The sequence below is a fragment of the Methylophilus sp. DMC18 genome (assembly GCF_056314005.1).
Genome location: NZ_JBQUZE010000002.1, coordinates 364224 through 388777, shown reverse-complemented (window position 1 = coordinate 388777; position 24554 = coordinate 364224). Strand labels below are relative to the sequence as shown.

Annotated in this window: 24 protein-coding genes and 2 tRNA genes; 18 read left to right on the top strand and 8 right to left on the bottom strand. The window is 52.6% G+C overall.

The window, feature by feature from the left end; translation table 11 throughout:
• Nucleotides 1–29 precede the first annotated feature (29 nt).
• The 8 genes from trpS (at nt 30) to ACT53G_RS05725 (ending at nt 6878) form a co-directional block, all read left to right on the top strand.
• A complete protein-coding gene (gene trpS / locus ACT53G_RS05760; RefSeq protein ID WP_194747871.1) occupies nt 30–1049 on the top strand; it encodes a tryptophan--tRNA ligase in 1020 nt (339 codons plus the stop codon).
• 26 nt (nt 1050–1075) lie between these two features.
• A complete protein-coding gene (locus tag ACT53G_RS05755; protein WP_194747873.1) occupies nt 1076–1573 on the top strand; it encodes a GreA/GreB family elongation factor in 498 nt (165 codons plus the stop codon).
• Nucleotides 1574–1580: 7 nt separating this feature from the next.
• Nucleotides 1581–2183 (top strand): nitroreductase family protein, encoded by a 603-nt coding sequence (locus ACT53G_RS05750; protein ID WP_476168928.1) that lies wholly within the window; start codon nt 1581–1583, stop codon nt 2181–2183.
• Between the two features lie 58 nt (nt 2184–2241).
• The gene (locus tag ACT53G_RS05745) at nt 2242–3837 is read left to right on the top strand and encodes an ABC-F family ATPase (protein WP_275355546.1); all 1596 of its coding nucleotides are present in this window, start codon (nt 2242–2244) and stop codon (nt 3835–3837) included.
• A gap of 113 nt (nt 3838–3950) precedes the next feature.
• Nucleotides 3951–4412 carry a Spy/CpxP family protein refolding chaperone gene (locus tag ACT53G_RS05740; protein ID WP_476168927.1) on the top strand — a complete coding sequence of 154 codons (462 nt, stop codon included), beginning with the start codon at nt 3951–3953 and terminating at the stop codon, nt 4410–4412.
• Between the two features lie 83 nt (nt 4413–4495).
• Nucleotides 4496–5263 carry a response regulator gene (locus tag ACT53G_RS05735; protein ID WP_476168926.1) on the top strand — a complete coding sequence of 256 codons (768 nt, stop codon included), beginning with the start codon at nt 4496–4498 and terminating at the stop codon, nt 5261–5263.
• Nucleotides 5264–5293: 30 nt separating this feature from the next.
• The gene (locus tag ACT53G_RS05730) at nt 5294–6673 is read left to right on the top strand and encodes an ATP-binding protein (protein WP_476168925.1); all 1380 of its coding nucleotides are present in this window, start codon (nt 5294–5296) and stop codon (nt 6671–6673) included.
• Between the two features lie 114 nt (nt 6674–6787).
• A tRNA-Ser gene (locus ACT53G_RS05725) sits at nt 6788–6878 on the top strand.
• Between the two features lie 101 nt (nt 6879–6979).
• Here the strand turns inward: ACT53G_RS05725 and ACT53G_RS05720 are convergent.
• Together ACT53G_RS05720 and ACT53G_RS05715 are read right to left on the bottom strand one after the other, a co-directional pair.
• On the bottom strand, nt 6980–7378 hold the full coding sequence (locus ACT53G_RS05720; protein ID WP_476168924.1) for a BLUF domain-containing protein: 399 nt from the start codon (nt 7376–7378) through the stop codon (nt 6980–6982).
• Between the two features lie 188 nt (nt 7379–7566).
• Nucleotides 7567–7749 carry a hypothetical protein gene (locus tag ACT53G_RS05715; RefSeq protein ID WP_338654452.1) on the bottom strand — a complete coding sequence of 61 codons (183 nt, stop codon included), beginning with the start codon at nt 7747–7749 and terminating at the stop codon, nt 7567–7569.
• A 125-nt stretch (nt 7750–7874) separates the two neighbouring features.
• Between ACT53G_RS05715 and ACT53G_RS05710 the strand changes: the two genes are divergently transcribed.
• A complete protein-coding gene (locus ACT53G_RS05710; RefSeq protein WP_476168923.1) occupies nt 7875–9326 on the top strand; it encodes an acetamidase/formamidase family protein in 1452 nt (483 codons plus the stop codon).
• Between the two features lie 138 nt (nt 9327–9464).
• On the opposite strand, the gene ACT53G_RS05705 is transcribed toward ACT53G_RS05710, so the two are convergent.
• The 4 genes from ACT53G_RS05705 to uvrB are packed head-to-tail and all read right to left on the bottom strand — an operon-like array spanning nt 9465 to nt 13243.
• Complete coding sequence (locus ACT53G_RS05705; RefSeq protein ID WP_476168922.1) at nt 9465–10019, bottom strand: hypoxanthine-guanine phosphoribosyltransferase; 555 nt, start codon at nt 10017–10019, stop codon at nt 9465–9467.
• Nucleotides 10020–10024: 5 nt separating this feature from the next.
• Complete coding sequence (galU, locus tag ACT53G_RS05700) at nt 10025–10894, bottom strand: UTP--glucose-1-phosphate uridylyltransferase GalU (RefSeq protein WP_194747895.1); 870 nt, start codon at nt 10892–10894, stop codon at nt 10025–10027.
• Between the two features lie 52 nt (nt 10895–10946).
• Nucleotides 10947–11213: a SemiSWEET transporter gene (locus ACT53G_RS05695; protein ID WP_313987966.1), complete on the bottom strand. Its 267-nt coding sequence runs from the start codon at nt 11211–11213 to the stop codon at nt 10947–10949.
• Nucleotides 11210–13243, bottom strand: a complete 2034-nt coding sequence (uvrB, locus tag ACT53G_RS05690) for an excinuclease ABC subunit UvrB (RefSeq protein WP_194747899.1) — start codon at nt 13241–13243, stop codon at nt 11210–11212. The genes ACT53G_RS05695 and uvrB overlap by 4 nt, the downstream gene beginning before the upstream one ends.
• A gap of 161 nt (nt 13244–13404) precedes the next feature.
• On the opposite strand from uvrB, the gene ACT53G_RS05685 reads away from it, so the two are divergent.
• Together ACT53G_RS05685 and ACT53G_RS05680 are read left to right on the top strand one after the other, a co-directional pair.
• Nucleotides 13405–14415 (top strand): trypsin-like peptidase domain-containing protein, encoded by a 1011-nt coding sequence (locus ACT53G_RS05685; protein WP_476168921.1) that lies wholly within the window; start codon nt 13405–13407, stop codon nt 14413–14415.
• Nucleotides 14416–14604: 189 nt separating this feature from the next.
• Nucleotides 14605–15819 (top strand): pyridoxal phosphate-dependent aminotransferase, encoded by a 1215-nt coding sequence (locus ACT53G_RS05680; RefSeq protein WP_379075832.1) that lies wholly within the window; start codon nt 14605–14607, stop codon nt 15817–15819.
• Nucleotides 15820–15909: 90 nt separating this feature from the next.
• Here ACT53G_RS05680 and ACT53G_RS05675 read toward each other — a convergent pair whose 3' ends face one another.
• Together ACT53G_RS05675 and ACT53G_RS05670 are read right to left on the bottom strand one after the other, a co-directional pair.
• Nucleotides 15910–16635: a hypothetical protein gene (locus ACT53G_RS05675; protein WP_476168920.1), complete on the bottom strand. Its 726-nt coding sequence runs from the start codon at nt 16633–16635 to the stop codon at nt 15910–15912.
• 293 nt (nt 16636–16928) lie between these two features.
• Nucleotides 16929–17004 (bottom strand) — tRNA-Asn (locus ACT53G_RS05670).
• A 221-nt stretch (nt 17005–17225) separates the two neighbouring features.
• Between ACT53G_RS05670 and ACT53G_RS05665 the strand changes: the two genes are divergently transcribed.
• The 7 genes from ACT53G_RS05665 (at nt 17226) to ACT53G_RS05635 (ending at nt 24536) form a co-directional block, all read left to right on the top strand.
• Entirely contained in the window at nt 17226–17771 is a 546-nt protein-coding gene (locus tag ACT53G_RS05665; RefSeq protein ID WP_476168919.1) for a hypothetical protein, read from the top strand.
• Nucleotides 17772–18022: 251 nt separating this feature from the next.
• Nucleotides 18023–19498: a cytochrome ubiquinol oxidase subunit I gene (locus tag ACT53G_RS05660; protein WP_194747913.1), complete on the top strand. Its 1476-nt coding sequence runs from the start codon at nt 18023–18025 to the stop codon at nt 19496–19498.
• Nucleotides 19499–20500 carry a cytochrome d ubiquinol oxidase subunit II gene (cydB, locus tag ACT53G_RS05655; protein WP_476168918.1) on the top strand — a complete coding sequence of 334 codons (1002 nt, stop codon included), beginning with the start codon at nt 19499–19501 and terminating at the stop codon, nt 20498–20500.
• Nucleotides 20484–20663 (top strand): DUF2474 domain-containing protein, encoded by a 180-nt coding sequence (locus ACT53G_RS05650; RefSeq protein ID WP_476168917.1) that lies wholly within the window; start codon nt 20484–20486, stop codon nt 20661–20663. The genes cydB and ACT53G_RS05650 overlap by 17 nt, the downstream gene beginning before the upstream one ends.
• A 324-nt stretch (nt 20664–20987) precedes the next feature.
• Complete coding sequence (locus ACT53G_RS05645; protein ID WP_476168916.1) at nt 20988–22268, top strand: PqiA/YebS family transporter subunit; 1281 nt, start codon at nt 20988–20990, stop codon at nt 22266–22268.
• Entirely contained in the window at nt 22261–23919 is a 1659-nt protein-coding gene (pqiB, locus tag ACT53G_RS05640) for an intermembrane transport protein PqiB (protein ID WP_476168915.1), read from the top strand. The genes ACT53G_RS05645 and pqiB overlap by 8 nt, the downstream gene beginning before the upstream one ends.
• Before the next feature lie 11 nt (nt 23920–23930).
• The gene (locus ACT53G_RS05635) at nt 23931–24536 is read left to right on the top strand and encodes a PqiC family protein (protein ID WP_476168914.1); all 606 of its coding nucleotides are present in this window, start codon (nt 23931–23933) and stop codon (nt 24534–24536) included.
• Nucleotides 24537–24554: the final 18 nt, after the last annotated feature.

Below are 24554 nucleotides of genomic sequence, written 5' to 3'. Positions count from 1 at the left end.
ATTCTGACGGCCTACACTGAGAACAAAAAATGAGCACTAAATCCATCATCCTTACTGGTGATCGCCCGACTGGCCCGCTGCATTTGGGTCATTTTGTCGGCAGTTTGCGCAACCGCGTCAAATACCAACATGAATACAAACAGTATGTCATGCTGGCCGACGCGCAAGCGCTGACCGACAATATGGATGATATCGACAAGGTGCATCGCAACGTGGTGGAAGTCGCGCTGGATTATCTGGCAGTCGGTATAGACCCCAAGCTGTCGACCATATTTATCCAGTCGCAAGTGCCTGAACTGACTGAGCTGGCCTTTTACTACCTCAACCTGGTCACTGTGGCGCGTTTGGAGCGCAATCCGACGGTGAAAGAAGAGATACGCCTGCGTGATTTTGAGCGCGACATTCCGGCCGGTTTCCTCACCTACCCAGTCAGTCAGGCAGCCGATATTACGGCCTTTAAAGCAACGCTGGTGCCAGTGGGCGAAGACCAGATTCCCATGATTGAGCAAACCAATGAAATCGTGCGCCGCTTTAACCGCACCTATAAAAACATTCAAACCAAGCAAGAGATTCTGGTTGAAACCAAGGCTCTGGTGCCTGAACTCGGCCGCTTGCCTGGCATTGACGGTAAAGCCAAGATGAGCAAATCCCTGGGTAATGTGATAAATCTGGGTGCAAGCGCAGACGAAGTCACCAAAGCCGTCAAGCGCGTCTACACCGATCCCTTGCATTTGAAGATTGAAGATCCTGGCCATGTAGAGGGCAATATTGCCTTTACCTATCTAGATGCGTTTGACCCGGATAAAGCAGCGGTCGCCGAGTTAAAAGCACACTACACACGCGGTGGACTGGCAGACAGCATTGTAAAAAAACGCCTGGAAGCCGTATTGCAGGAAATGCTGGAACCCATTCGTACCCGCCGGGCCGAACTGGCCAATGACAAAGGCTACATTTTGCAGTTGTTGCGCGAAGGTACTGAGCAAGCGCGTGAAGTCGCCGCTCAAACCATGAGCGAAGTGCGCGCGGCGCTGGGCCTGAATTACTTTTAAATGGCGCAGGCAACCACACCTCACCTATGAGCCGGGGCTTTGTCAAAGAAGACGATCTGGAACTGGCGGGCACCGATTTACCGGAACGCCCCATCAGTGCGCATGTCAATTACGTCACGCCTGCAGGCTTGCAACAATTGCAGCAGGCAGTGAAAACGCTGGAAGCTGACCGCTTGCACTATAGTGCGCGCAAGGAAGATCCCAACGCGCAACAGAAGCTGGCCGAGATAGACCGCGACCTGCGCTACTTTGTCGCACGGCTGGAAACCGCACAACTGGTGGATCCCGTCCAACAGCCGCAACATACGGTGCTCTTCGGCGCGACCGTGACCGTAGAAGACGAACTGGGGACGCAACAGGCTTACCAGATTGTTGGAGAAGACGAGGCAGACATTGCGCAGCACAAAGTCAGCTATGTTTCGCCCGTGGCCAAAGCCCTGCTCGGCCGTAAAGTCGGTGACACCACGGTCTGGCAACGGCCTGCGGGTCCCTTGTCACTGGATATTTTAGACATTAAATACTGAAAACACGATGAACGTTTCCCAAGCAATTGAACAACGCCGCTCTATTAAAGCCTACGACCCTGCACACCGCATGACAGAGGCAGAAATCCAGCAACTCTTGTCGCTGGCCATGCTCTCCCCGACCGCTTTTAACATCCAGCACTGGCGTTTTGTGGTCGTGACTGACCCGGTGTTACGTCATCAGATCCGCGCGGTGAGCTGGAACCAGGCACAAGTCACCGATGCCTCATTGCTGATTATCCTGACTGCGGATTTAAAGGCCTGGGAAAAAGACCCTGCCCGCTACTGGGTCAACGCGCCACAGCCGGTTAGTGACTACCTGGTCAAGGCCATTCACGGCTATTACACTGATCAACCTCTGGCACAACGCGATGAAGGCATGCGTTCTTGCGGCATGGCAGCCATGACCTTGATGCTGGCCGCCAAAGAAATTGGCTATGACACCTGCCCGATGGATGGTTTTGATTTTGAGGCTGTGTCCAAATTAATCAACTTGCCTGAAGATCATGTCCCCGTGATGTTTGTCGTGGTAGGAAAAGCCCTCGAAGCAGCCAAGCCACGTGGTGGCCAATTGGCCATGGATGAAGTCGTCATTTATAACCGTTTTTAGCAAAATTACGATGCCTGAAGCAGGCGCACCTTTTTAATTATTGATTGAGAGTTCTTGCATGTTAGTTGCGAACAATATCACCATGCAGTTTGGCTCCAAGCCACTGTTTGAAAATGTTTCCGTCAAATTTGGTGATGGCAACCGTTATGGTCTGATTGGCGCCAATGGCTGTGGTAAATCCACGTTTATGAAGATCCTGGCCGGGGTGCTGGAGCCTACCAGTGGCAACGTCAGCCTGGACCCGAACGAACGCATGGCTTTTTTGAAGCAGGACCAATTTGCCTATGAAGACCAGCGCGTGCTGGACGTGGTCATGATGGGTCACGAGCAAATGTGGAAAGCCATGCAAGAGCGTGACGCGATTTACGCCAACCTCGAAGCCACCGAGGACGACTACATGCGTGCCGCCGAACTGGAAGGCGTGTTTGCAGAGTATGACGGCTATACTGCCGAAGCACGTGCTGGCGAATTGCTGTTAGGCGTAGGCATTCCCCTGGAGCAACATAATGGCCCGATGAGCGCCGTAGCCCCAGGCTGGAAGTTGCGTGTGCTGCTGGTACAAGCCCTGTTTGCAAATCCGGATGTGTTATTGCTGGACGAACCGACCAACAACCTGGACATCAACACCATCCGCTGGCTGGAAGATGTGGTCAATAATCGTGACTGCACCATGGTCATTATTTCTCATGACCGCCATTTTTTAAACCAGGTCTGTACCCATACCTGTGATATGGATTACGGCAAGATTACCTCTTATCCAGGTAACTATGATGATTACATGGAAGCCAGCATTGCCGCACGTAATCAGCAAGCCAAGGACAATGCCAAGGCCAAACAGCAGATTGCAGACTTGCAGGACTTTGTCCGTCGCTTTTCGGCCAATGCGTCTAAAGCCAAGCAGGCAACCAGCCGCGCCAAACAGATTGATAAAATCAAGGTCGAAGAGTTTAAACCCTCTAGTCGCCAGTATCCGTTTATTCGCTTTGAATTTGACGACAAAGAGAAGCTGCACCGCAATGCCGTCGAGCTCAAGAAACTCGGCCATGGCTTTGACAAACCCTTGTTTAACAACGTGGAATTGATCTTCGAAGCAGGTGAAAAAGTCGCCATCATTGGTGAAAACGGCATTGGTAAAACCACCTTTTTGCGTTGCCTGGCCGGGGATTTGCAGCCCAAGCATGGCGAAGTCAAATGGGCAGAAAAAGCCAAGCTGGGCTATTTTGCGCAAGACCATGAATACGAGTTTGCAGAAGGTGAAGACTTGTTTGAATGGATGACCAAGCAACGCCAGCAAGGCGATGATGACAACACCGTGCGCAGCATGCTGGGCCGTTTGCTGTTCCCGACCGAAGCCACTAAAAAATCAGTCAAAGTGCTGTCCGGGGGTGAAAAAGGCCGCATGCTTTACGGCAAACTAATGCTGGCGAAAACCAATGTTTTGCTGATGGACGAACCGACTAACCATATGGACATGGAGTCGATTGAAGCGCTGAATACGGCACTGGACAAATACAAGGGCACCTTATTTTTTGTCAGCCATGACCGTGAGTTTGTCAGCTCGATTGCCACCCGTATTATCGAAATCAAGGCGGATGGCATTGTCGACTTTACCGGCAACTATGAAGACTATTTAGCCAGCCAGGGGATTGCCTAAAAACTGACGATACATTCCGTTACACAGCTGACCACCCCTGACAAACACCCGATACAATCGGGTGTTTTAATATCATCATTGCAAATTCGCAATGGTGATTGAAAGGATCCATCATGAAACTGAACAAACTGGTATTCGCGGGGCTTTTGGTGTTGGTGTGCGGAACTGCCTTTGCCGAGCATGGCCATGATTGCGGTAAAGGCAAATTTGACCCTGCCAACTGGCAAGCACAGCGCCTGGAGCACTTTGAACTGCATCAGGAAAAATTGCATACCATTTTGCAACTCACTAGCGCACAGGAAAATGCCTGGAAAACCTATCAGGCACAGATTAAACCGCAAGACAAGGAACATCCGGACTTTGCAGAGTTAAGCAAACTGAATACCTTGCAACGCCTGGACAAAATGGAAGCCTGGGATAAAGCGCGTGACGCACGTCAGGCTGAACGTGCCAAAGCCATCCGTACATTTTATGCCCAGCTGAATGATGCACAGAAGAAAGCATTTGATGAAAATGCCTTACCGCAACATCCGCATCATGCCAATGCGCATCACGAAAAACCTGTGCGTGAATAATCTCAGCGCGTTTCACAGACTCACCGGCCACAATGGCCGGTTTTTGTGCTCAAATACTCCCCTTGCAAGTCCGAGACACTTTTATGACTGACGGCCATCCTGATACCCATGTGCTTGTCGTTGATGACGACGATGCCATCCGTGATTTATTGTGCGACTTTTTGCAGGATAATCAACTCAGCACACAACAAGCCAGCAATCATGCACAAATGTGGCAAGCGTTGCAGCAGCGCATGCCTGATGTCATTATCCTCGACATCAACATGCCGCAGCGGAGTGGTATTGAGCTCTGCCGTGAACTGCGCGAGTCCGGCAAATATCATCTCCTGCCCATCATCATGCTCACAGCCAGAACCAGCTCTCTGGATACCATCATGGGCCTGGAAACCGGGGCAGATGACTACGTGGCCAAACCGTTTGAGCCGCTGGAACTGCTGTCGCGTATCCGTAGCGTGGTCAGACGGTCGCGCATGATGCTGGAGAGCGCAGGCAAACCCGATCACGAATGGCAGACCGATCACGCTCTTTTGCGTTTCATTGAGTTTAACGAATGGACTCTGGATATTCAAAACCGTACCCTGGTCGACAACCAGCATACGCGCATTCCCCTCTCCAATGCCGAATTCAAGTTCTTGCGTTTCATGCTCCTGCATGCCAACCGCACCTTGAGCCGAGATCAGCTCATGGAAGAAATGCATGGCCGGGAGGCGGGTCCATTTGACCGGTCAATAGACTTACAAATCAGTAGATTAAGACATAAACTTGAAGTGGATACTAAGAATCCATCCATGATCAAAACGCTACGCAACGAAGGCTATTTACTCACCGCCGAAGTGCGTTACATTAAATAATGTGTGACATTCAATGACCGGATACACAAGATGATGAAAAAATGGCTAGGCACCATGTCGGTTCGTATTTTCCTGATCACGGTGATCGGTATTCTATTGACCGCCACCACAGTCAGGATGCTGGGACAGCGGGACTTTAAAGAAAATGAATCTCGCATGCGCGACCAATTTGCCTTTGACCGCATTGAGAGCATGGTGCGCATACTTGAAGCCACCGTCCCCGAAAAACGCGTCGAGATTCAAGATGTGTTTAAGCGTATGGGCAGCCACGTCACCATTGGCGCCAACAAACCTTCACAGGTGCCCGCCTTACCCGCAGAACTGGCGCACTTGAATACCTTGCTGGTGCCAGAAGTGGCAGACATGATTGACCTGGTTCCCCTCAGTAATTGTGCTCCACGCCGCATGACACTGCCGCCGCCGTCTGCCATGGGTTTCTCGCCGCCGCCTCGTCCGCATGGGCAATGTCTGGCCATTTACACCCACCTTGAAGACCAGACACCGATAGTGATCACTCTGCACTATGGCGGCCATAGACCACCGCCACCGCACGAACGCAACCCTTTAGCCATTTTACTGGCCTTCCTCGGCTTATTGCTGATCATTTGGACCGTCGCCTCCGTAGCCACCAGACCCCTGCGTAAACTGGCCGATGCGGCCTTGCAGCTCGCCCATAATATCGAGCACCCGCCACTGCCAGAAAATAAAGGCTCGACAGAGGTCCGCCATGCCGCCAAAGCCTTTAATGAAATGCAACGCAGCATCCTCAAGCATATTCAGGAGCGTGGCTTTATTCTGGGGGCCATCGCGCATGACCTGCAAACACCGTTGACCCGTCTGCGCTTGCGCCTCGAAAAAGTCAAAGACCCAGAACTCAAGCAGGGACTGATCAAAGACCTGACCGCCACCCAGGAAATGGTCCGGGAAGGACTGGATTTTGCGCGCCTGTGTGGTGAAAACATCCACAAAAACAAAGTGGATCTCACCGCCCTGGCGACGGCTGTTTGCGACGACTTTGAAGACGCAGGCCAAGCCATTCAAAAAACACTACCCGAACAGGCAATCACCGTCATGGGCTCTGCCCATTTGCTCACACGCTGCCTCACCAACCTGCTCAACAATACCATTGCCTATGCAAAAACGCCTGCCTTATCCATTCAAGTCAAAGGTAAACAAGTCATCTGTACCGTCTCGGACAATGGTCCAGGCATTCCTGAATCTGCCCTAACCAGCGTGCTGGAACCGTTCCGGCGCCTGGAGGACTCCCGCTCCCGCCAGACCGGTGGCACCGGCCTGGGCCTGGCCATTGCACGAATGATTGTTGAAAAACACGGCGGGAAAATGACACTGAACAACAAGACAGCCCCTGAATCCGGCCTGGTCGTGCAGATGGTGCTACCGCTGAACTAAATCAGCTGTTGCGTAACACTGCTTGCATATTTTTGTTGAAGCGCGAGGCCACCACAGTGTAGACTAGCGCCCTTATCAAGGCTTGCTGATCGCAATGATTACGCAAGACCTCCCGGAGAAGTGGCAGAGCTGGTTGAATGTACCTGACTCGAAATCAGGCATACGTGAAAGCGTATCGGGGGTTCGAATCCCCCCTTCTCCGCCAGTCATCTCAGGCATGAGAAATCCGTAGCTGGATTCTGATGACATTTTAGTCACGCCTGTTTAATGTTCACCCATTCATTCTATTTGCTTAGAACAACCACACTACTCGACATCGAGTCGACTCATTTTTTGCTTGAAGCTGTTTACAGAAAAGTCAGCCGCGGCAAGACATGCGGCCATATCAAATTGATTGTCGCTGATATCAATATAGCCCATTCCCCAGTCAGCATATAGCCTCTCTGGCAGATCACCGCTGAGGATCATCACGATATTTTTGTGTCGCCGATCACGCAGGATATTCGCTAGCAGCGCATCGACACTGGACGCTTCTCCTTCAAAATATTGCGTGAAATTTAAGCCATCAAACAGTAATACACCGGTAATTCCATCACGGCTGTTTGCAGCACGCGCAGTTTTAACGATCTCAGGCACCACCAATACGTCGTAGTGCTCTTGGTTTAATACGCTTGTATACAGAACAAATTTCATGGCTGTGCTCATGTTTTGAGATACTTAATGATATACGATAAATAATTGATCAATATATATTTAAAGCGTCATGTTTGATCTCGTCTGATCGTCGCAATAGTTCTAGCAAGCGCTCATGTCCCGTCCTGACTGATCCGACAGTCCCTTGTCATCAATAACGGCCTGATCCTGCATCAAGCTCGACTACGTTGTTTAACGTATTAATCAACGATGACTTCGGTGCGAGCATAGTAACAAACAAGCTTGGCAGTAAACCGTGCAATGGTGATCAGCCCTTCTGTTTCTCTTTTCTTCAGGCCCGCGAGATCGGTGGTCAGCGCAAAAGAGTAACAGGTCATAGAGCGCAACTTCCCCATATTCAGCCAGCCCCCAATAGGCGGCATGCACACCTCTTATCCGTCATTCAGCCGCTCTCAAGCCTTGTTCCTTGAGCCAACGACTATCACGCCTAGCAGCGCCATGTTAACGAGCTCACTTGCACATTCTTAACCCAGTGGAGTCTTTCAATATGTTAGAGCATACTTGTAGTCCCGGTTGTCAGCATGGCGTTACCCCAGGTAATGAAGCACACATCAAAGAAGAGTTTCACGAGGCAAGGAGGTCTTTTTTAAAAGATGCCTTTGCCGTCGGCAGCACCACTGCCGCGCTTGGCGCGATGGGGATTACCATGTCGTCAAACGCCTTTGCCCAGAGTCCCAAGGTCGGTACGGGCCGCGCCAATCATTTTTATGTCCCTGCCAATGACAAAACGGTCCATTGGGGATTTTTCAGTAAATCCCTCAAACCGTTAATTGAGGTCGAGTCTGGGGACTATGTGACCCTGGAAACCCTGACCCACCATGCCAATGATGATGCCGAACGGATGGTGAGAGGCGATGCGGGCGCAGAAAGTGTGTTTTACTGGGATAGCAAACGCAAAGGAGTAGACCGGCGCGGGATAGGCGCCATGAATGCCAAAGTGGGCGCAGGGGGTGGCTTAGGTGTCCATATTTGTACCGGGCCGATTGCAGTTAAGGGCGCTGAGCCGGGTGATATTCTGGAAGTCCGCATTGTGGATGTCACTCCCAGACCTAGCGCTAACCCCTTGTACAAGGGCAAGGCCTTTGGCAGTAATGCTGCCGCCTGGTGGGGATTTCATTACGGTGACACGATAGAGGAGCCGAAAAAACGTGAAGTGATCACCATTTATGAAGTCGATGCGACCGGCGAAAGAAACTATGCGTCCGCAGTGTATAACTTCCGCTGGACGCCACAAACCGATCCATTCGGAATTGTGCACCCCATCATTGACTACCCAGGCGTCCCGGTCGACCATAAAACCATCAAAGAAAATCATAATGTACTGAAAAACGTCCGTATCCCTATCCGTCCGCACTTCGGTACTATGGGGGTCGCGCCAAGTGAAGCTGACATGGTCAACTCGATTCCTCCCAACTACACCGGCGGCAACATAGATAACTGGCGCATTGGTAAAGGCGCCACGCTCTACTACCCGGTATCGGTGTCAGGCGGCTTATTTTCGGTCGGCGATCCGCATGCGTCACAAGGCGATTCCGAGCTGTGTGGCACGGCCATCGAGTGTTCTCTGACCGGCACTTTTCAGCTGATTTTGCATAAAAAAGCCAGCCTGCCCGGCACGGCACTGGAAAGCCTGAAATATCCACTGCTGGAAACGCAAGATGAATGGCTGCTTCATGGATTCAGTTATCCAAACTACCTGGCGGACTTGGGGCCAGATGCGCAGAATAGTATTTTTGCCAAATCCTCGGTCGATTTAGCCTTGCGCGATGCCTACCGCAAAATGCGCGATTTCTTGATGACTACCCAAGGATTGAGTGAAGACGAGGCGATCTCACTGATGTCAATTGCGGTTGACTTTGGCATTACGCAGGTGGTGGATGGCAACTGGGGCGTGCATGCGTTGGTGAAAAAAAGCATTTTCCCGCCGCGCAAAAATTGATCATGCGCCAGAGCATCAGCCTGATAAATTGCTAATGGAAAGGCAACGCGCCTCTCCGTTAGCAAATCTATTTAAGAAGAAGGATGCGTTCTAAGAAAAAACAGGATTGAGCAGAGCAGCGTGCAATGCATGCGGTGACTAGATTAAAGCACGAATCTCGGGCAAATTGCGCCACCAGCCATACACGTCCATGCCGCAGCCAAATACGTAGCGGTTTGGCACCACCAACCCGACCACATCGGCTTGCAATGGCTTTTGCAAGCCATTGTCTTTTTCAGTCAGCACCGCGGTGAGCACGTGGCGCGCACCTGCCGCATGGCAAAAGCGCACCACTTCTGCCAAGGTAATCCCCTCATCCAGAATATCGTCCACAATCAGCACAGTTTGGTCACGCAGGTCTAACTCGGGCTGCTTGCTCCAGACAATTTCATGGCCAGCCGTGCCGTGATAGCGATTGGCCTGCAAGTAGTCTATTCGTGCTGGCAGATTGAGTCGCGCCATTAATTGACCGGCCAGATAAAGGCCGCCACGCATCACGCAAAGCAACACGATGCTTTCGCTAGCAAGGTCTTGCATGCGCTGCTGCAACTGTAACGCAACGCGCTCCATGGCGGCGTTGACCTCTTCTGCGGTAAATACCACCTGCGACTGCGCCAGCCAGTGCGCCGGCGGTTGATCCTGCGGTGCAACCATGCGCGTTAGAGGCTCAGGGTTTTCAGATACGCTCTGAAGCTGTCGGCGATTTCGGGATGTTTGAGACCCAACTCAACGTTGGCCTGCATAAAGCCGAGTTTGCTGCCGCAATCATAGCGTTTGCCCTTGTAGCGGTACGCCATGACTTTCTCGTACTGCATCAAGGCAGAAATACCGTCTGTCAGCTGAATTTCGCCGCCTTTGCCTGGCTTGACGTGCTCCAGGCACTCAAAAATGCGTGGGCTCAACACATAACGACCGACCACGGCCAGGTTGGAAGGCGCTTCTTCCGGTTTTGGTTTTTCTACCATGCCTTTCACTTCGAGCAAGTCATCGGTTTTTGCCACGGCATCCACCACACCATAGCTGCTGGTTTCTTCCGGTGCAACCGTTTCAATGCCCAAAATGGAGCATTGCTGCTCTTCATACATGTCTACCATTTGCTTGGTGATGGATACATCACCAACCAGCAAATCGTCCGCAAGTAAGACTGAAAATGGCTCATCCCCGACCACAGGCTTGGCGCAAAGCACAGCATGTCCCAGGCCCAATGCTTGTGACTGGCGGATAAAGACGCAGCTGACGCCTTTGGGCAGAATGCTGTGCACGATATCCAGCAGTTTTTGCTTGCCGGCAGCCTCGAGTTCAGCTTCCAGTTCATAGGCCTTGTCAAAGTGGTCCGCAATCGAACGTTTGTTGCGACCAGTGATAAAAATTAACTCGGTTGCGCCAGCGGCAATCGCCTCTTCGGCTGCATATTGAATCAGCGGCTTATCGACGACAGGCAGCATTTCCTTAGGGCTAGCCTTGGTCGCTGGCAAAAATCGGGTCCCTAGCCCTGCCACCGGGAAGACTGCTTTTGTAATTTTTTTCATGGTCGTATCCTAATAAATAAAAATAGTTATAACAAAAGAATAAAGGTGTGACTCAAATTTTTAATATAGATTTCAACTTTAAGCAAAGAACAGTCCCTGCCAGCAATGCCGTCACCGCATTGGCGATAATCACCGGCCAATCTCCGATCAAGAGACCATAAATCAGCCATAACACCACGCCAGAAGTGAAAATGGTGTACATCGGCAACGAGATGCCGCTTAAATCCCTGGTACGCCATGATTGCAAAACTTGTGGGATAAAGGCTAACGTGGTGCACACGGCAGCGATTGATCCAATACAGGTGTTTACTATGCTCATTTCAAATCTTCTACTTCGGCACCAAAGGCCTGTAACTTGAGTTTTTTGAGTTGATCCCTGAATTGGGCCGCCTTTTCGAACTCAAGGTTTTTGGCCGCGTCGTGCATGGCTTTTTCAATGCGCTTGATTTCCTTAGTCAGCATTTTTTCGCTCATGCTTTCATAGCTGGCCTGTTCCTGCGCAGCCTTGCGTTCACGCTGGGCCTCATCCTTGTCATAGACGCCATCAATGATGTCTTTAATGCGCTTGGTGACGCCTTTGGGCGTAATGCCATGCTCGGCGTTAAACGCCAATTGAATCTTGCGGCGGCGGTCCCCTTCATCCATCGCCAGCTTCATGCTGCGTGTGATGCTATTGGCATAAAAAATGACGCGCCCATTCAAATTACGCGCCGCACGGCCCGCCGTTTGAATCAATGACCGCTCAGAGCGCAAAAAGCCCTCTTTATCGGCATCCAGCACGGCCACCAGCGACACCTCGGGGATGTCCAGGCCCTCACGTAGCAGGTTAATGCCGACCAGCACATCAAACTCCCCCAGGCGCAAGTCACGGATGATTTCCACGCGTTCCACCGTATCAATATCGCTATGCAAATAGCGGACCTTGACGCCATGTTCGCTCAGGTAATCCGTCAGGTCTTCAGCCATGCGCTTGGTCAGGGTTGTTGCTAGCACGCGTTCGCCCACGGCGACACAGCGTTTGATCTCGCCGAGCAGATCATCTACCTGAGTATCGGCAGGTTTGACGGTAATTTCAGGGTCTACCAGTCCGGTTGGCCGAGCAATCATTTCCACCACTTGCTGCTGATGCTCTTTTTCGTAATTGGCAGGGGTGGCCGAGACAAATACGCATTGCCGCATAATACGCTCAAACTCTTCAAACTTGAGCGGACGATTATCCATGGCCGAGGGCAGGCGCCAGCCATAATCCACCAGGTTAGCCTTGCGTGAGCGATCACCCAGATACATACCGCCAATTTGCGGCACGGTCACATGGCTCTCGTCTATGATCATCAGCGCTTCAGCGGGCAGGTAATCAATCAGCGTCGGCGGCGGGTCGCCGGGGTTGCGGCCCGTCAAATGACGGCTGTAATTTTCAATGCCTTTGCAAAAGCCGATTTCGTTAAGCATTTCGAGGTCAAAACGCGTGCGCTGTTCGATGCGCTGCGCTTCTACCAGCTTGTTTTCACTCAGGAAAAAACTGACGCGCTGACGCAGTTCTTCCTTGATGGTTTCCATGGCCCTTACCGTCGCTTCACGCGCGGTCACATAATGGCTGGACGGGAAAATACGGAAATTGTGTATCTTGTTAAAAATCTGGCCCGTCAGCGGATCAAACAACTGAATGGTATCAATCTCGTCATCAAACAGATTGATTCTGACCGCCGTTTCACTGTTCTCTGAAGGGAACACGTCAATAATGTCGCCCCGGACACGGAAGCAGCCCCGGCTAAAGTCAAAGTCGTTGCGGTCATACTGCATAGCAATCAGGTGCGCAACAATGTCTTTTTGTGCAATCTTTTTACCCTGATGAATATGCAACACCATGCCATGGTACTCACCCGGATCGCCAATACCGTAAATGGCCGAAACAGTGGCCACAATCACGGCATCTTCGCGCTCGAGCAATGCTTTGGTCGCTGACAAACGCATCTGCTCAATGTGTTCGTTGATGCTGGAGTCTTTTTCGATAAACAGGTCGCGCGAAGGCACGTAGGCTTCAGGTTGGTAATAATCGTAATAGCTGACGAAATACTCGACGGCATTATTGGGAAAAAACTCGCGGAACTCGCTATAAAGCTGTGCCGCCAAGGTTTTATTCGGTGCCATGACAATCGCCGGTTTGCCGGTGCGCGCAATCACGTTCGCCATGGTGTAGGTCTTGCCAGAGCCTGTCACCCCCAGCAAGGTTTGAAACTTGAGGCCGTCATGGATCCCCTGCGTCAATTTTTCAATTGCCTGTGGTTGATCCCCAGCCGGCGGAAAGGGCTGGTGTAATTCATATTTACTACCTGGGAAAGTGACGATCACAACAACAGTCTGTGCAAGGGATAAATAATATACGTTCTATTTTAACTGCTTTTGCGCAGGCAGGCATATGATTTACAATTTTCTCAACTACTTTGCGCCTGAACTTTTATCGCAAGCACCAGTCAGTTAAACCACAATGAATCATATTTTTTGGGGGTCGCGTGAAATTCCTTTTAATAGCCATTCTGGCACTCGGTACACCAGCGGCGCAAGCCTACAATCAGCAAGCCCTGATGGAAGCTTACTTTGGCGTGGTCATGATCCGCGGCTACAACCAGGAAGGTGGCATGGCCTATGGTTCCGGCGTGGTCGTCAGCGACAATTCAGTGGTCACAAATTGCCATGTCTTGCGCGCAACCAAACAGCCCTGGGTCTCGCGTGGCGAAGACAGCTACCCAATCACCAGCGTACGCGCAGATGCCTGGCATGATTTGTGTCTGGTGACCACTAGCCATATGCCCTTCAAGCCAGTCCCGCGCGGCAACAGCCTGGCCTTGAGTCGCGGCCAGGAAATCACCGCGATTGGACACTCAAATGGTGTGCCTGCACCGATCACCTCTATTGGTGAAATTCAGGGCTTGTATCCCACGCCTGCCGGCAATATGATCCGCAGCAGCGCCAAGTTCCTCATGGGAGCCAGCGGCAGCGGCTTGTTTGACATGGATGGCAAACTGGTGGGCATCAATACCTTTAAAACGGCAGGCAATGGTGGCAGCATTCACTTTGCATTGCCCGTCGAGTGGCTGGAGACCCTGGAGAAAATGCCAGCCAGCAACGTCTTTCCAGTGTCAGGCAAAGCATTGTGGGAGGAAGACGAAGACAAAAAACCCTACTATATGCGTGCTGCCGTGCCCGAGTCCCGTCAAGATTGGCCTGCACTGGCACAAGTCAGCCAGCTTTGGACCCAGCAAGAAACAAGTAGCCCAGATGCCTGGTTTAGTCTGGGGCTGGCAGAAATGTCACTCAAGCACTTTGATGTCGCCGCCTCCGCCTTTAGCCAAGCCGTCAAACTGGACAAACAGTTTGTTGAGGCCTGGTTTAGACGTGGTGAAATGGCCCAGAAACTGGGCGACCAACACACCGTGCATGAGATTGAGGGCCAGCTACAACAAATAGATCCCACCCTGGTGCCCGTCTACCAGGCTTATCTCGGCTGCGGCAAACAATGTTAAATGAGCCCGTCATCATTTTCGAATCAATGCACCGCTCTGGGCGGCCAGCTTAAAACACCAGGCGCGCTTTTTGCGCGCCTTTCACTTCCCTATCCGCTTGTTTTTGCGTAAAATATTGCGTTTTTCATTTTTTTGCAGGCTGCATATGCAGCCTGCTTATTAAGCATACGACCCAACAAGGAAGTGATCTTGAACCAAGCTGCTGCCAACGTGCTGTCCGCACGCGTGTTATCCATTAAAGAATCGCCCACCCTGGCCATTACAGCCAAAGCGGCCAAATACAAATCTGAGGGCCGTCCTATCATAGGCCTAGCGGCAGGCGAACCTGATTTCGACACGCCACAACATATTAAAGATGCAGCCAAGGCAGCGATTGACGCCGGTTACACCAAATACACCCCTGTGAGCGGGATTCCCGCCCTCAAAAAAGCCATCGTCAACAAATTCAAGAACGAAAATGGCTTTGATTACGCAGCCAATGAAGTGATTGTTGGCGTCGGCGGCAAACAAACCATTTTCAACCTGTGTCTGGCGGTGTTAAACCCAGGCGACGAAGTCATCGTGCCTGCCCCCTACTGGGTGAGCTATGCCGACATTGCCATGGTCGCAGAGGCAAAACCGGTGATTATCGAATGCGGGATTGAGCAAGGCTTTAAACTACTGCCCGCGCAACTTGAAGCAGCGATCAACAGCAAAACCAAACTGGTGATGTTTAACTCACCTTCCAACCCAACTGGCGCAGTCTATAGCCTGGATGAGCTCAAGGCGCTGGGCGAGGTGCTGCTCAAACATCCACATGTGCTGGTCGCAACTGATGACATGTATGAACACGTCAACCTGACCGGCGAAAAATTCCACAACATCCTCAATGCCGCGCCAGGCCTCAAAGACCGCTGCATTGTGCTCAATGGGGTGTCAAAAGCTTACTCCATGACCGGCTGGCGTATCGGTTATGCCGCAGGCCCGGCCTACATCATCAAGGCGATGGAAATCCTGCAAAGCCAATCCACCAGCAACCCGACCTCAATTTCGCAATATGCGGCCGAGGCAGCATTAAGTGGTTCTCAGGACTGCATCAAGCCCATGGTTGCCGCCTTCCGCGAACGCCACAAATATGTGGTGGATCGTTTTAACGCCATGCCAGGCTTGAGCTGCCTGATGGCAGGCGGCGCATTCTATGCCTTCCCGGATGCACGCCAGGCCATTGCCAACCTGCACCAGGCTGGCAAAATCAAGGAAACCACCGATATGGCGCTGGCAGAATACCTGCTTGAAGAACACAATGTCGCGGTTGTCCCAGGCTCAGCCTTTGGCGCAGAAGGCTACTTCCGCATCTCGTTTGCCACCAGCATGGAAAACTTGCGCGAAGCATTAGACCGCATCGAGCACGCACTTAAGGTTTAACAAGATCGTCCCAAATATAGTCACCAAAAAGCGCCTGCGGGCGCTTTTTGCTTTTGCATCGCAACAACTGTCACAAAACCAGTTTAAAGCTCAAAACAAGCGTATCAGCCTAAAACTCCATAATTTTTCTGCGCTTTGCGCAGGGTTCAAGGTCGAGACTGCCATGCCCATCTGCAAGGTATAACGCTCGCTCGCATCGAAATGTACTTGTGGCGTCAATCGGTAACGCCAAGTACCGCCGCGGCTGATTTCCTGATTTATTTCCATGCCCAAGGTCACTCGCGTCGATGCATCATAAAACACCGAGTGATTAAACAAATAGCCAGTCCTGGCACGCCGATTGACATCCTGTACACGCAGTCCCAACATACTCAGCGACGACCATGGCTCAGTCCATCGCTTGGCGACAATATAGGTTGCATCGACAGAAACAGCTTTACTATGTTTATGCATATCAACAAAAGCCTGCCAACCGGTGGCCATGCCACGCGCAGAAGAAACCTGCAGCGTCTGCTGAATGGCCAATTTATACCGTTCGTGCCGCGTATTCTCGATAGGCAATTCCAACTCCACCCCAATGTCGTCCGCCAGGCCATATTCAAGCTCAGGCGCCCAGCTGACATCCCCGGTCGCCGCACTCACATCCACCAGCGCATTCACCTCCAGATCTCCCTGCTTCACCCCCAACGGTCGCACCAGATCATAGACCATAGGCTCAGGCACTCTCAACACACGGTCACTATGTGCAGCATCCGACTCAAGAAACAGCGCTTCTTCAGAAGCCTCCGAAACAAAGGCGCTGGTTAACAGCCACACATAAGCACAAACAACAGCACAGACATTCACAATTACATTTATGCAAATATAAAAACCACATCATACCAAGCAAGCGACCAACGCTCCAAGTGATTCCTCCTCACACAGGTTATTCTTGTTTGACATGCGCAGGAAAGCCTTTGGAAGCAAACAGCAATGATCAGGCGTTTGCAAAATAAACAAAGAGAGAGATAAAGAATGCATCAGGATAAGGTGATCCGATATTGCGAAGCGCTAGGCAATGCTGCAGAAAAGCAAAAAGGCCTCGCATTTCTGCAAGGCCTTTTTCTATTTGGCTCCTCAACCTGGGCTCGAACCAGGGACCTACGGATTAACAGTCCGGCGCTCTACCGACTGAGCTATTGAGGAATCGGTACGTCGTTTGAAGGCGCTATATTACTGAGACCACGCCCCTTGGTCAACCACTTTTTGCGAAATATTTTATATTTTTTTGGCCACAGGCCAGCCACCTGCAAAATGCCACTCACGCTGCAAATTTTCGGCAAATTTTTGTAATATTCAGCTTGTCCAAGCTTGACAGACTTAGGCATGTAAGGTTATGAGGATATAATATTTCCAGGAGAATAAAGATGCATAGCATGGTGGCAAAAATTTCACACCTGGATGGTCAGGTCGAGGCAGTCAACGCAATGGGCCAGCACCGGCCACTGATCGCCGGCGACTGGTTACGCGAGGGTGAGCGTATTGTGGCGCATGATGGCGCCCAGGTTTCCCTGGAGACTGCGACCGGTGAACGCTTGCAGGTGCAAGGTCTGCAAACCATGACACTGAGCGCGCAATTGACGGCGGACTATCTGCCGCATGCGAGTGATGATGCGATTGATGCACAATTGTTGCAACATGTCCTCTCCTCATTACAGGCGGGCGATACCGAACTGGATATTTCTACCCTCTTGCAATCACCGCTGGAGTTTGCCGCTTTTGCGGCCCCAGCGGATCATCCGCCACAAGCGGATGCCTTGCATATCGCTGACTTGATCCCCGAACAAGCCGCCGCTGAACATGGTGCATCCAGTTTAGCGCCTAACGATAGTGTCGCGTTGATGGTTGCCACCGCACTGCCTAGCGAGATCGCGCTGCAGCAGCAATTATTAAAAGACATGGATCAACACTAATCTTGTGAGTGATGTCTGCTAAAAGCCTTGCATTGTTGCAAGGCTTTTTACTTATGCGGGCCTGCGCTCTTACCAACAAGTCATCAAACGGCATCTCTTTGTCAGGCAAACGCCGAGGATAGATTTTTTTACTTGCAGACGGCCCTGTGGCAAACTTAATGGGCGGAGACACGGTCTATATGGTTGATTTCCGCAACAGCAGGCGATATCCCTCTCCGGCGGCGGGAAGGTAAGGTGGTAGAAAGATCAATATGTCTGATTTGGCACTGACGCTGGCGCGTATCCAGTTTGGTTTTACGATTTCGTTTCACATCATCTTCCCGGCCATCACCATAGGTTTGGCCAGCTACCTGGCAGTTCTTGAAGCACGCTGGCTCATGACCAAACAAAGCGTGTATCTGGATCTCTACCACTTCTGGATTAAAGTGTTCTCGCTATGTTTTGGCATGGGCGTGGTATCTGGCCTCGTAATGGCCTACCAGTTTGGCACCAACTGGGCAGGCTTCTCCAATGTCGCTGGCGGCGTGACCGGTCCTTTACTGGCTTATGAAGTGCTTACCGCCTTCTTCCTTGAGGCGGGTTTTCTCGGCGTGATGCTGTTTGGCTGGAACAAGGTCGGGCCAGGCCTGCACTTTCTGTCAACCTTGATGGTCGCGGTTGGCACCTTGATCTCTGCCACCTGGATTCTGGCTTCGAATAGCTGGATGCAAACGCCACAGGGCTTTGAGTTAATCGCCGGTAAAGTAGTGCCGGTGGACTGGTGGCAGATCATATTCAATCCCTCATTCCCTTACCGGCTCATGCACATGGTCATCGGTGCCTATCTGGCCACAGCCTTGCTGGTGGTGGCGACAGCTGCCTGGCACTTGCTCAAGCAGCGGGATCACGCCAGCATCCGTAAAATGTTGTCCATGGGGTTATGGCTGATTCTGCTGATTGCGCCCTTGCAAGCATTTATTGGCGATATGCATGGCTTGAATACCCTCAAATACCAACCCGCCAAAATCGCCGCGATTGAAGCGCACTGGGAGAACAAAGGCAATGAACCGACGCCGCTGATTCTGTTTGCCTGGCCAGACATGCAACAGGAAAAGAATCATTTTGTCCTCGAAATCCCGGTGCTTGGCAGCCTGATTTTGCGTCACTCATTGACCGAGCAGATTCCTGCACTCAAGCAATTCGCCCCTCAAGATCGGCCCAATGCCACCATTATTTTCTGGACCTTCCGCGTGATGGTGGCGCTGGGCTTGCTCATGATCTTGCTGGCATTCTCCTCCGTGTGGCTACGCTTGAAACAACAACTGTATCAACAGCCGCTGTTTCTCAAGTTTGCAGTGGCCATGGGGCCCGCAGGCATTATTGCCATCCTGGCAGGCTGGTTCACCACCGAAATCGGCCGCCAGCCCTGGGTAGTGTATGGCGTGTTGCGTACTGCAGAGGCGGTGACGCCGCACCCTGCCAGCGAGGTGGCACTGACCTTGGGCCTGTTTGTCATCATTTACCTGTTAGTGTTTGGCATGGGCACGCGCTTCATGCTCCGGCTGCTCAAAGCAGGCCCTAGTACCGGGGAGGCCCTGCACGGCGACGCCATTTCACCGCAGCTTGACCACGCCACTGCGTTTACGCTGGCCCCTGAGTTTCACCCGGAGACGAAGACACCCGCTTCGGCGCAGTCAGCAAAGCACCAGGCTGGCACTCAGGCTGACGATCAATCAAAGGATCAATAAATGGACTTGTCTCTCATATGGGCTGCGATCATTCTGTTTGGCATCATGATGTACATCATCATGGATGGCTTTGATCTTGGTATAGGCATTCTTTATCCCTTTTTTAAAGACAAAAGCGACCGTGACCTCATGATGAACACGGTGGCCCCGGTGTGGGATGGTAATGAAACCTGGCTGGTGTTGGGGGGCGCCGGCTTGCTCGCCGCCTTCCCCTTAGCCTATTCAGTGATTTTGAGTGCGTTTGCGCTGCCTTTGCTGCTGATGCTGATGGCACTGATCTTTAGAGGGGTGGCGTTTGAATTCAGGTTTCGCGCCAAGGACAGCGAAAGGCACTTCTGGGACAAGGCATTTACCGGCGGATCGGTTGCGGCGACCTTCTTTCAGGGCATGACGCTAGGGGCTTACCTGCAAGGAATCCCCATGTCAAACCAGGCCTATGCGGGTGGCTCACTGGACTGGATTTCACCGTTTTCGCTGTTTACCGGCCTTGGGCTGCTGGTCACCTATGCCCTGCTCGGCAGCACCTGGCTGATCATGAAAACCGATGGCGCGCTACAGGCCAGCTGTTACCGCCTGTCAAAACACATCGCCACCGCCTTGTTTGCCATCATTGTCATTATCAGCGTGTGGACACCATGGATGGATAGCCGCATTGCTGAGCGCTGGTTCAGCATGCCGAATCTGTTATGGCTGTCTCCCGTGCCGTTACTGGTGGGATTGTGTTTTTACCGCTTGCAGCGAGCCCTGAGCCAGCAAGCTGAAACCCGCCCGTTCCTTTACACCCTGGCACTGGTTCTGCTGGGCTATGCCGGGCTGGGCATCAGCATCTGGCCTAACATCATTCCGCCCGACTTGCCGATACAAGCTGCCGCAGCGCCGCATATCAGCCAGATGTTTGCATTGATAGGCGCACTGGTGATCATCCCGATTATTTTAATTTACACCGCCTGGGGCTACTATATTTTCAGGGGCAAGGTGAATAGAGATGAGCACTACCATTAAGCACACAACAGGGACAAAGTCTGTTCAGGCAGACACCCCACGCCCCAACTGGCGCAAGCGTGTAGTCTGGCTATGCCTGATCTGGCTCGCCAGCATTGCGGCATTGGGCGTAGTCAGTTTATTGCTGCGCTTTTGCATGCGCCTGGCAGGCCTGCATACTTAAGAATCTCATCAAAACAGGCGCGCCTCCTCTGCTGAATACGTCGGCTTGCGCACACCCGGCAGCGCATCGCTCAGAAAATCCTTCTTGCCCCATCCCTACTCCTTTCACCATGGCAAAAAGGATGAGACAACAGGGATTTCAAAGCGCGTATGCGGTGACAAATTGTGTGCATCAAACCGCCGTAAGAGACAATTCCTGTCATCAGTCCATCTTAATGAGTCTCTACAGCACGGAATTTTTCTTGCCTGATCAAATCCAATCCCATTACTATGCATGTATCCAGCCTGTTGAAAAACTGACAATCCGCTGCCTGCAACCCCCTGTATGACGACCCAGCAACCGACAAAATGGCGACGCTTGCGTGCCTGCCCAGCCTGTGACATGGTCAGTGCCATTCCGGTACTGCGGCCGGGTCAGCACGCCAGTTGCCCGCGCTGTGGTCATGTGCTGGCACGCCGCTACCTGCATCCGGTGCAACGCAGCATTGCGCTGGCGGCAAGCGCGCTCATCACGCTGTTGATTGCGGTGGCGTTCCCGTTTATCCGTGTCGATGCCGGCGGGCTGGATAACCAGATCGCCCTGTCACAAACCGCCTCCACCTTGTTGCAATCGCATCAACCCATTGTGGCCTTTATTGTAGCGTGCACGGCAATCGTGCTGCCCGGCTTGTACCTAACCGGGGTGATTGCCATGCAGGCCAATGTATTACGCACGGTACCCAAAGCCTACAGCGATGTGATTGCGCGCCTGTTTTCACAACTGCACCCATGGATGATGGCGGATGTTTTTATCGTCGCCGCGCTGATCAGCCTGGTGAAGCTGACCGGCATGGCCGATGTGCATCTGGGCGCCTCGTTCTGGGCGTATTGCGTGTTTGCGCTACTCTTGCTGATGACGACACGCTCGGTGGATATAGACTGGCTGTGGTACCGGCTGGCAGGCGAACCGGAAACCCCGGAAGACATCCGTTGCGGCATCAACGCCGCTGAGCAGCATGTCACCGGTTGCCCGACTTGTGGGCTGATCAACCACCTGGCTAGTCATCCTGATAACGAAGGCCATCATGCCAGCTGTATCCGTTGCGGCACGCTCTTGCATGCGCGCAAGCCGCACAGCCTGCAGTTCACCTGGGCGCTGTTGCTCACCGCCATCATTTTATATATCCCGGCCAATGCCTACCCGATGATGATTACCACGGCGCTGGGGCAAAGCCATGCAGCCACCATTATCGGCGGTATGATGGAGCTCTGGCAGCATGGCTCGCAACCGATTGCGGTCGTAATTTTTGTCGCCAGTGTACTGGTGCCAATCCTCAAAATGCTGGTGTTAATCCTGCTATCGTGGCTGGTCAAACACCCAGGGCCACTCAATGCCCTGCAAAAAACCCGGCTCTATCATCTAACCGAGTTTGTCGGCCGCTGGTCCATGGTGGATGTGTTTGTGGTCGCCATCATGGTGGCACTGATCCAGTCCGGCAACCTGATGTCGGTATTGCCCGGCCCCGCCGCGCTGGCCTTTTGCGCCGTGGTGATTACCACCATGCTGGCCGCAATGGCGTTTGATCCGCGCCTGTTATGGGATACTCAAGGAAAACAACATGACTGATACGTCTGATGACAATTTATTGGCCCGGGTAGGCAAGCAGGCCAGGGTTTCACCGATCTGGATCGTGCCCATTGTCGCGTTGCTGATAGGCTGCTGGCTCATTTATGACAACTATACGCGTGCTGGCAAGCAAATCACGCTCTCAATGTCCAACGCCGAAGGCATAGAAGCCGGCAAAACCAAAATCAAGGTACATAGCGTCGATATCGGTCTGGTCGAGCAAGTCAAACTGTCCGAAGACCTTGGGCACATCCAGGTCATCGCCCGCATCGCGCCAGATGCGCAACCGCTGCTGGTCAAAGATACGCAATTATGGGTAGTCAAACCCCGGATCGGCCTTGAGGGCATCAGCGGCCTCAATACCGTGATCTCAGGCGCCTACATCCAGTTGCAACCGGGCAAGGGTCATGAAGAAACAGACGAATTTACCGTGCTCGACCAACCCCCCATTTCATTGAATGGCGCCGGCGGCGTACATATTAATTTGATCGGCACCGTCGGCAACGCCTTGCGCATTGGTGACCCGGTCACCTATCAGGGCCTGCGCGTGGGCCGGGTGGCGAGCGCCACCTTTGACCCCAAGCAACGCAAAATGCAGCATGAGTTGTTTATCGAGCAGCCCTACGACGTGTTGATCACTGAAAACACGCGCTTCTGGACCACCGTTGGCATAGACCTCAAGTTGGATTCCGAAGGCTTCAAGGCCAGCATCCCCACCGTGGAGTCGCTGATTGCAGGCGGGGTTAGCTTTGGCCATGCCGACAACCGGCCCATGGGTAAACCGGTGGCGTCCGAAACCACCTTTGAGCTGTATGCCAATGAAGAAGCTGCCCGCCAGCAAACCTACGACCAATATCTGGAATATGTGCTTCTGGTGGATGATACGGTGCGCGGACTCTCCAGTGGCGCGCCGGTCGAGTTCCGCGGCTTGCGCGTAGGCACGGTGATGCAAGTGCCGTGGAAATTCAACTCGCCCGCGCGCAAACAGGACTTCAACTATGCGATTCCGGTGCTGATTCATCTCGAACCTGGCCGTCTGGCAGACAGTGGCAAGGCGGACCTCAATGAGTGGAAATCGCGCCTCGGCATCATGCTCAAAAACGGCCTGCATGCCACGCTCAAATCTGGCAACCTGCTCACAGGCTCATTGTTTGTCGACTTGAACATGGACAAGCACGCACGCAAAGTCAACTACAAAGCCAAAACCTTTGAAGGCTTGCCAGTGTTGCCCACGAGCGCGACCAGCCTGGCACAGATAGAAGAGAAACTGTCTGATCTGCTGGATAAACTGAATAAGCTCAATGTCGAGCCGGTATTAAGCGGCCTCGATAAAAACCTGCAACAATCCGAGCAAACCTTGCGGGAGATTCGTGCGCTGAGCCAGCAAGTGAACCAGTTTGTGGCACAACCAGAGTTCCAGCAAATGCCGGCCAACCTGAACCAGACCATGCAAGAACTGCGCACCACCATCAAAGGCCTGTCGCCCGAGTCACCAGCTTACCAGGAGCTGAGCAGCACCCTGCAACGGCTGGAAAAGGTCTTGCGCGAAGTCCAGCCGCTGGTGCGTACGCTGAATGAGCAGCCCAATGCCATCCTGTTTGACCGCAAACCCGGTAACGACCCGATGCCACTGGCACCGGCAACCCCATAAGGACAGTTTTCATGCATATGCCTTTTTCTTTCTTGCGTACGACAATTTGCCTGCTCTGCAGCCTGTCGCTGACCGCTTGCCTGGGCAACCGCCCGCCGGTCAATACCCAGCGCTACAGCCTGCCAGAAGTCAGTCTGCCAAATACCACCACACCCCCTACGCGCATCCTTATTCTGGGCAATCTGGTGCTGGCCGATGCGCTGGACAGCGACCGTATTCTGATCCAGCTTGATGACATTACCATTCAGCCCACGCGCGACCATTTATGGAGCGCCTCGCTGTCTGAAGAACTACGGCAAGGCCTGCGCAGCCGACTCGCCCAACGCCTGCCTGACACGCTGGTCACCGATGCCTTGCCCGGCACCAAACTGCAAGCCAGCCGCTTGCAATTGCGCATAGATCAGTTTCAAGGACATATGCGTGGCGAAGCGATCATGAGCGGCCAATGGCAATGGCTGTCCGCCGATCAACGCCCGCTCAAAATCCAGCCGTTTCAATTTACCACCCCGCTCACAGAAAACGGTTACCCTGCGCTGGTCCGCGCACTGGGGCAAGACTTGGACAAATTATCTGACCAGATCGCCAGCCAGATCAAAGCAACGCCAAGCCAACCCTGAAACATGAGTTAGTACCCC

Coding starts and splice junctions, on each gene's coding strand:
- trpS (WP_194747871.1), top strand. CDS start 30: ATGAGCACTAAATCCATCATCCTTACTGGTGATCGCCCGACTGGCCCG.
- ACT53G_RS05755 (WP_194747873.1), top strand. CDS start 1,076: ATGAGCCGGGGCTTTGTCAAAGAAGACGATCTGGAACTGGCGGGCACC.
- ACT53G_RS05750 (WP_476168928.1), top strand. CDS start 1,581: ATGAACGTTTCCCAAGCAATTGAACAACGCCGCTCTATTAAAGCCTAC.
- ACT53G_RS05745 (WP_275355546.1), top strand. CDS start 2,242: ATGTTAGTTGCGAACAATATCACCATGCAGTTTGGCTCCAAGCCACTG.
- ACT53G_RS05740 (WP_476168927.1), top strand. CDS start 3,951: ATGAAACTGAACAAACTGGTATTCGCGGGGCTTTTGGTGTTGGTGTGC.
- ACT53G_RS05735 (WP_476168926.1), top strand. CDS start 4,496: ATGACTGACGGCCATCCTGATACCCATGTGCTTGTCGTTGATGACGAC.
- ACT53G_RS05730 (WP_476168925.1), top strand. CDS start 5,294: ATGATGAAAAAATGGCTAGGCACCATGTCGGTTCGTATTTTCCTGATC.
- ACT53G_RS05720 (WP_476168924.1), bottom strand. CDS start 7,378: ATGAGCACAGCCATGAAATTTGTTCTGTATACAAGCGTATTAAACCAA.
- ACT53G_RS05715 (WP_338654452.1), bottom strand. CDS start 7,749: ATGCCGCCTATTGGGGGCTGGCTGAATATGGGGAAGTTGCGCTCTATG.
- ACT53G_RS05710 (WP_476168923.1), top strand. CDS start 7,875: ATGTTAGAGCATACTTGTAGTCCCGGTTGTCAGCATGGCGTTACCCCA.
- ACT53G_RS05705 (WP_476168922.1), bottom strand. CDS start 10,019: ATGGTTGCACCGCAGGATCAACCGCCGGCGCACTGGCTGGCGCAGTCG.
- galU (WP_194747895.1), bottom strand. CDS start 10,894: ATGAAAAAAATTACAAAAGCAGTCTTCCCGGTGGCAGGGCTAGGGACC.
- ACT53G_RS05695 (WP_313987966.1), bottom strand. CDS start 11,213: ATGAGCATAGTAAACACCTGTATTGGATCAATCGCTGCCGTGTGCACC.
- ACT53G_RS05665 (WP_476168919.1), top strand. CDS start 17,226: ATGCATAGCATGGTGGCAAAAATTTCACACCTGGATGGTCAGGTCGAG.
- ACT53G_RS05660 (WP_194747913.1), top strand. CDS start 18,023: ATGTCTGATTTGGCACTGACGCTGGCGCGTATCCAGTTTGGTTTTACG.
- cydB (WP_476168918.1), top strand. CDS start 19,499: ATGGACTTGTCTCTCATATGGGCTGCGATCATTCTGTTTGGCATCATG.
- ACT53G_RS05650 (WP_476168917.1), top strand. CDS start 20,484: ATGAGCACTACCATTAAGCACACAACAGGGACAAAGTCTGTTCAGGCA.
- ACT53G_RS05645 (WP_476168916.1), top strand. CDS start 20,988: ATGACGACCCAGCAACCGACAAAATGGCGACGCTTGCGTGCCTGCCCA.
- pqiB (WP_476168915.1), top strand. CDS start 22,261: ATGACTGATACGTCTGATGACAATTTATTGGCCCGGGTAGGCAAGCAG.
- ACT53G_RS05635 (WP_476168914.1), top strand. CDS start 23,931: ATGCATATGCCTTTTTCTTTCTTGCGTACGACAATTTGCCTGCTCTGC.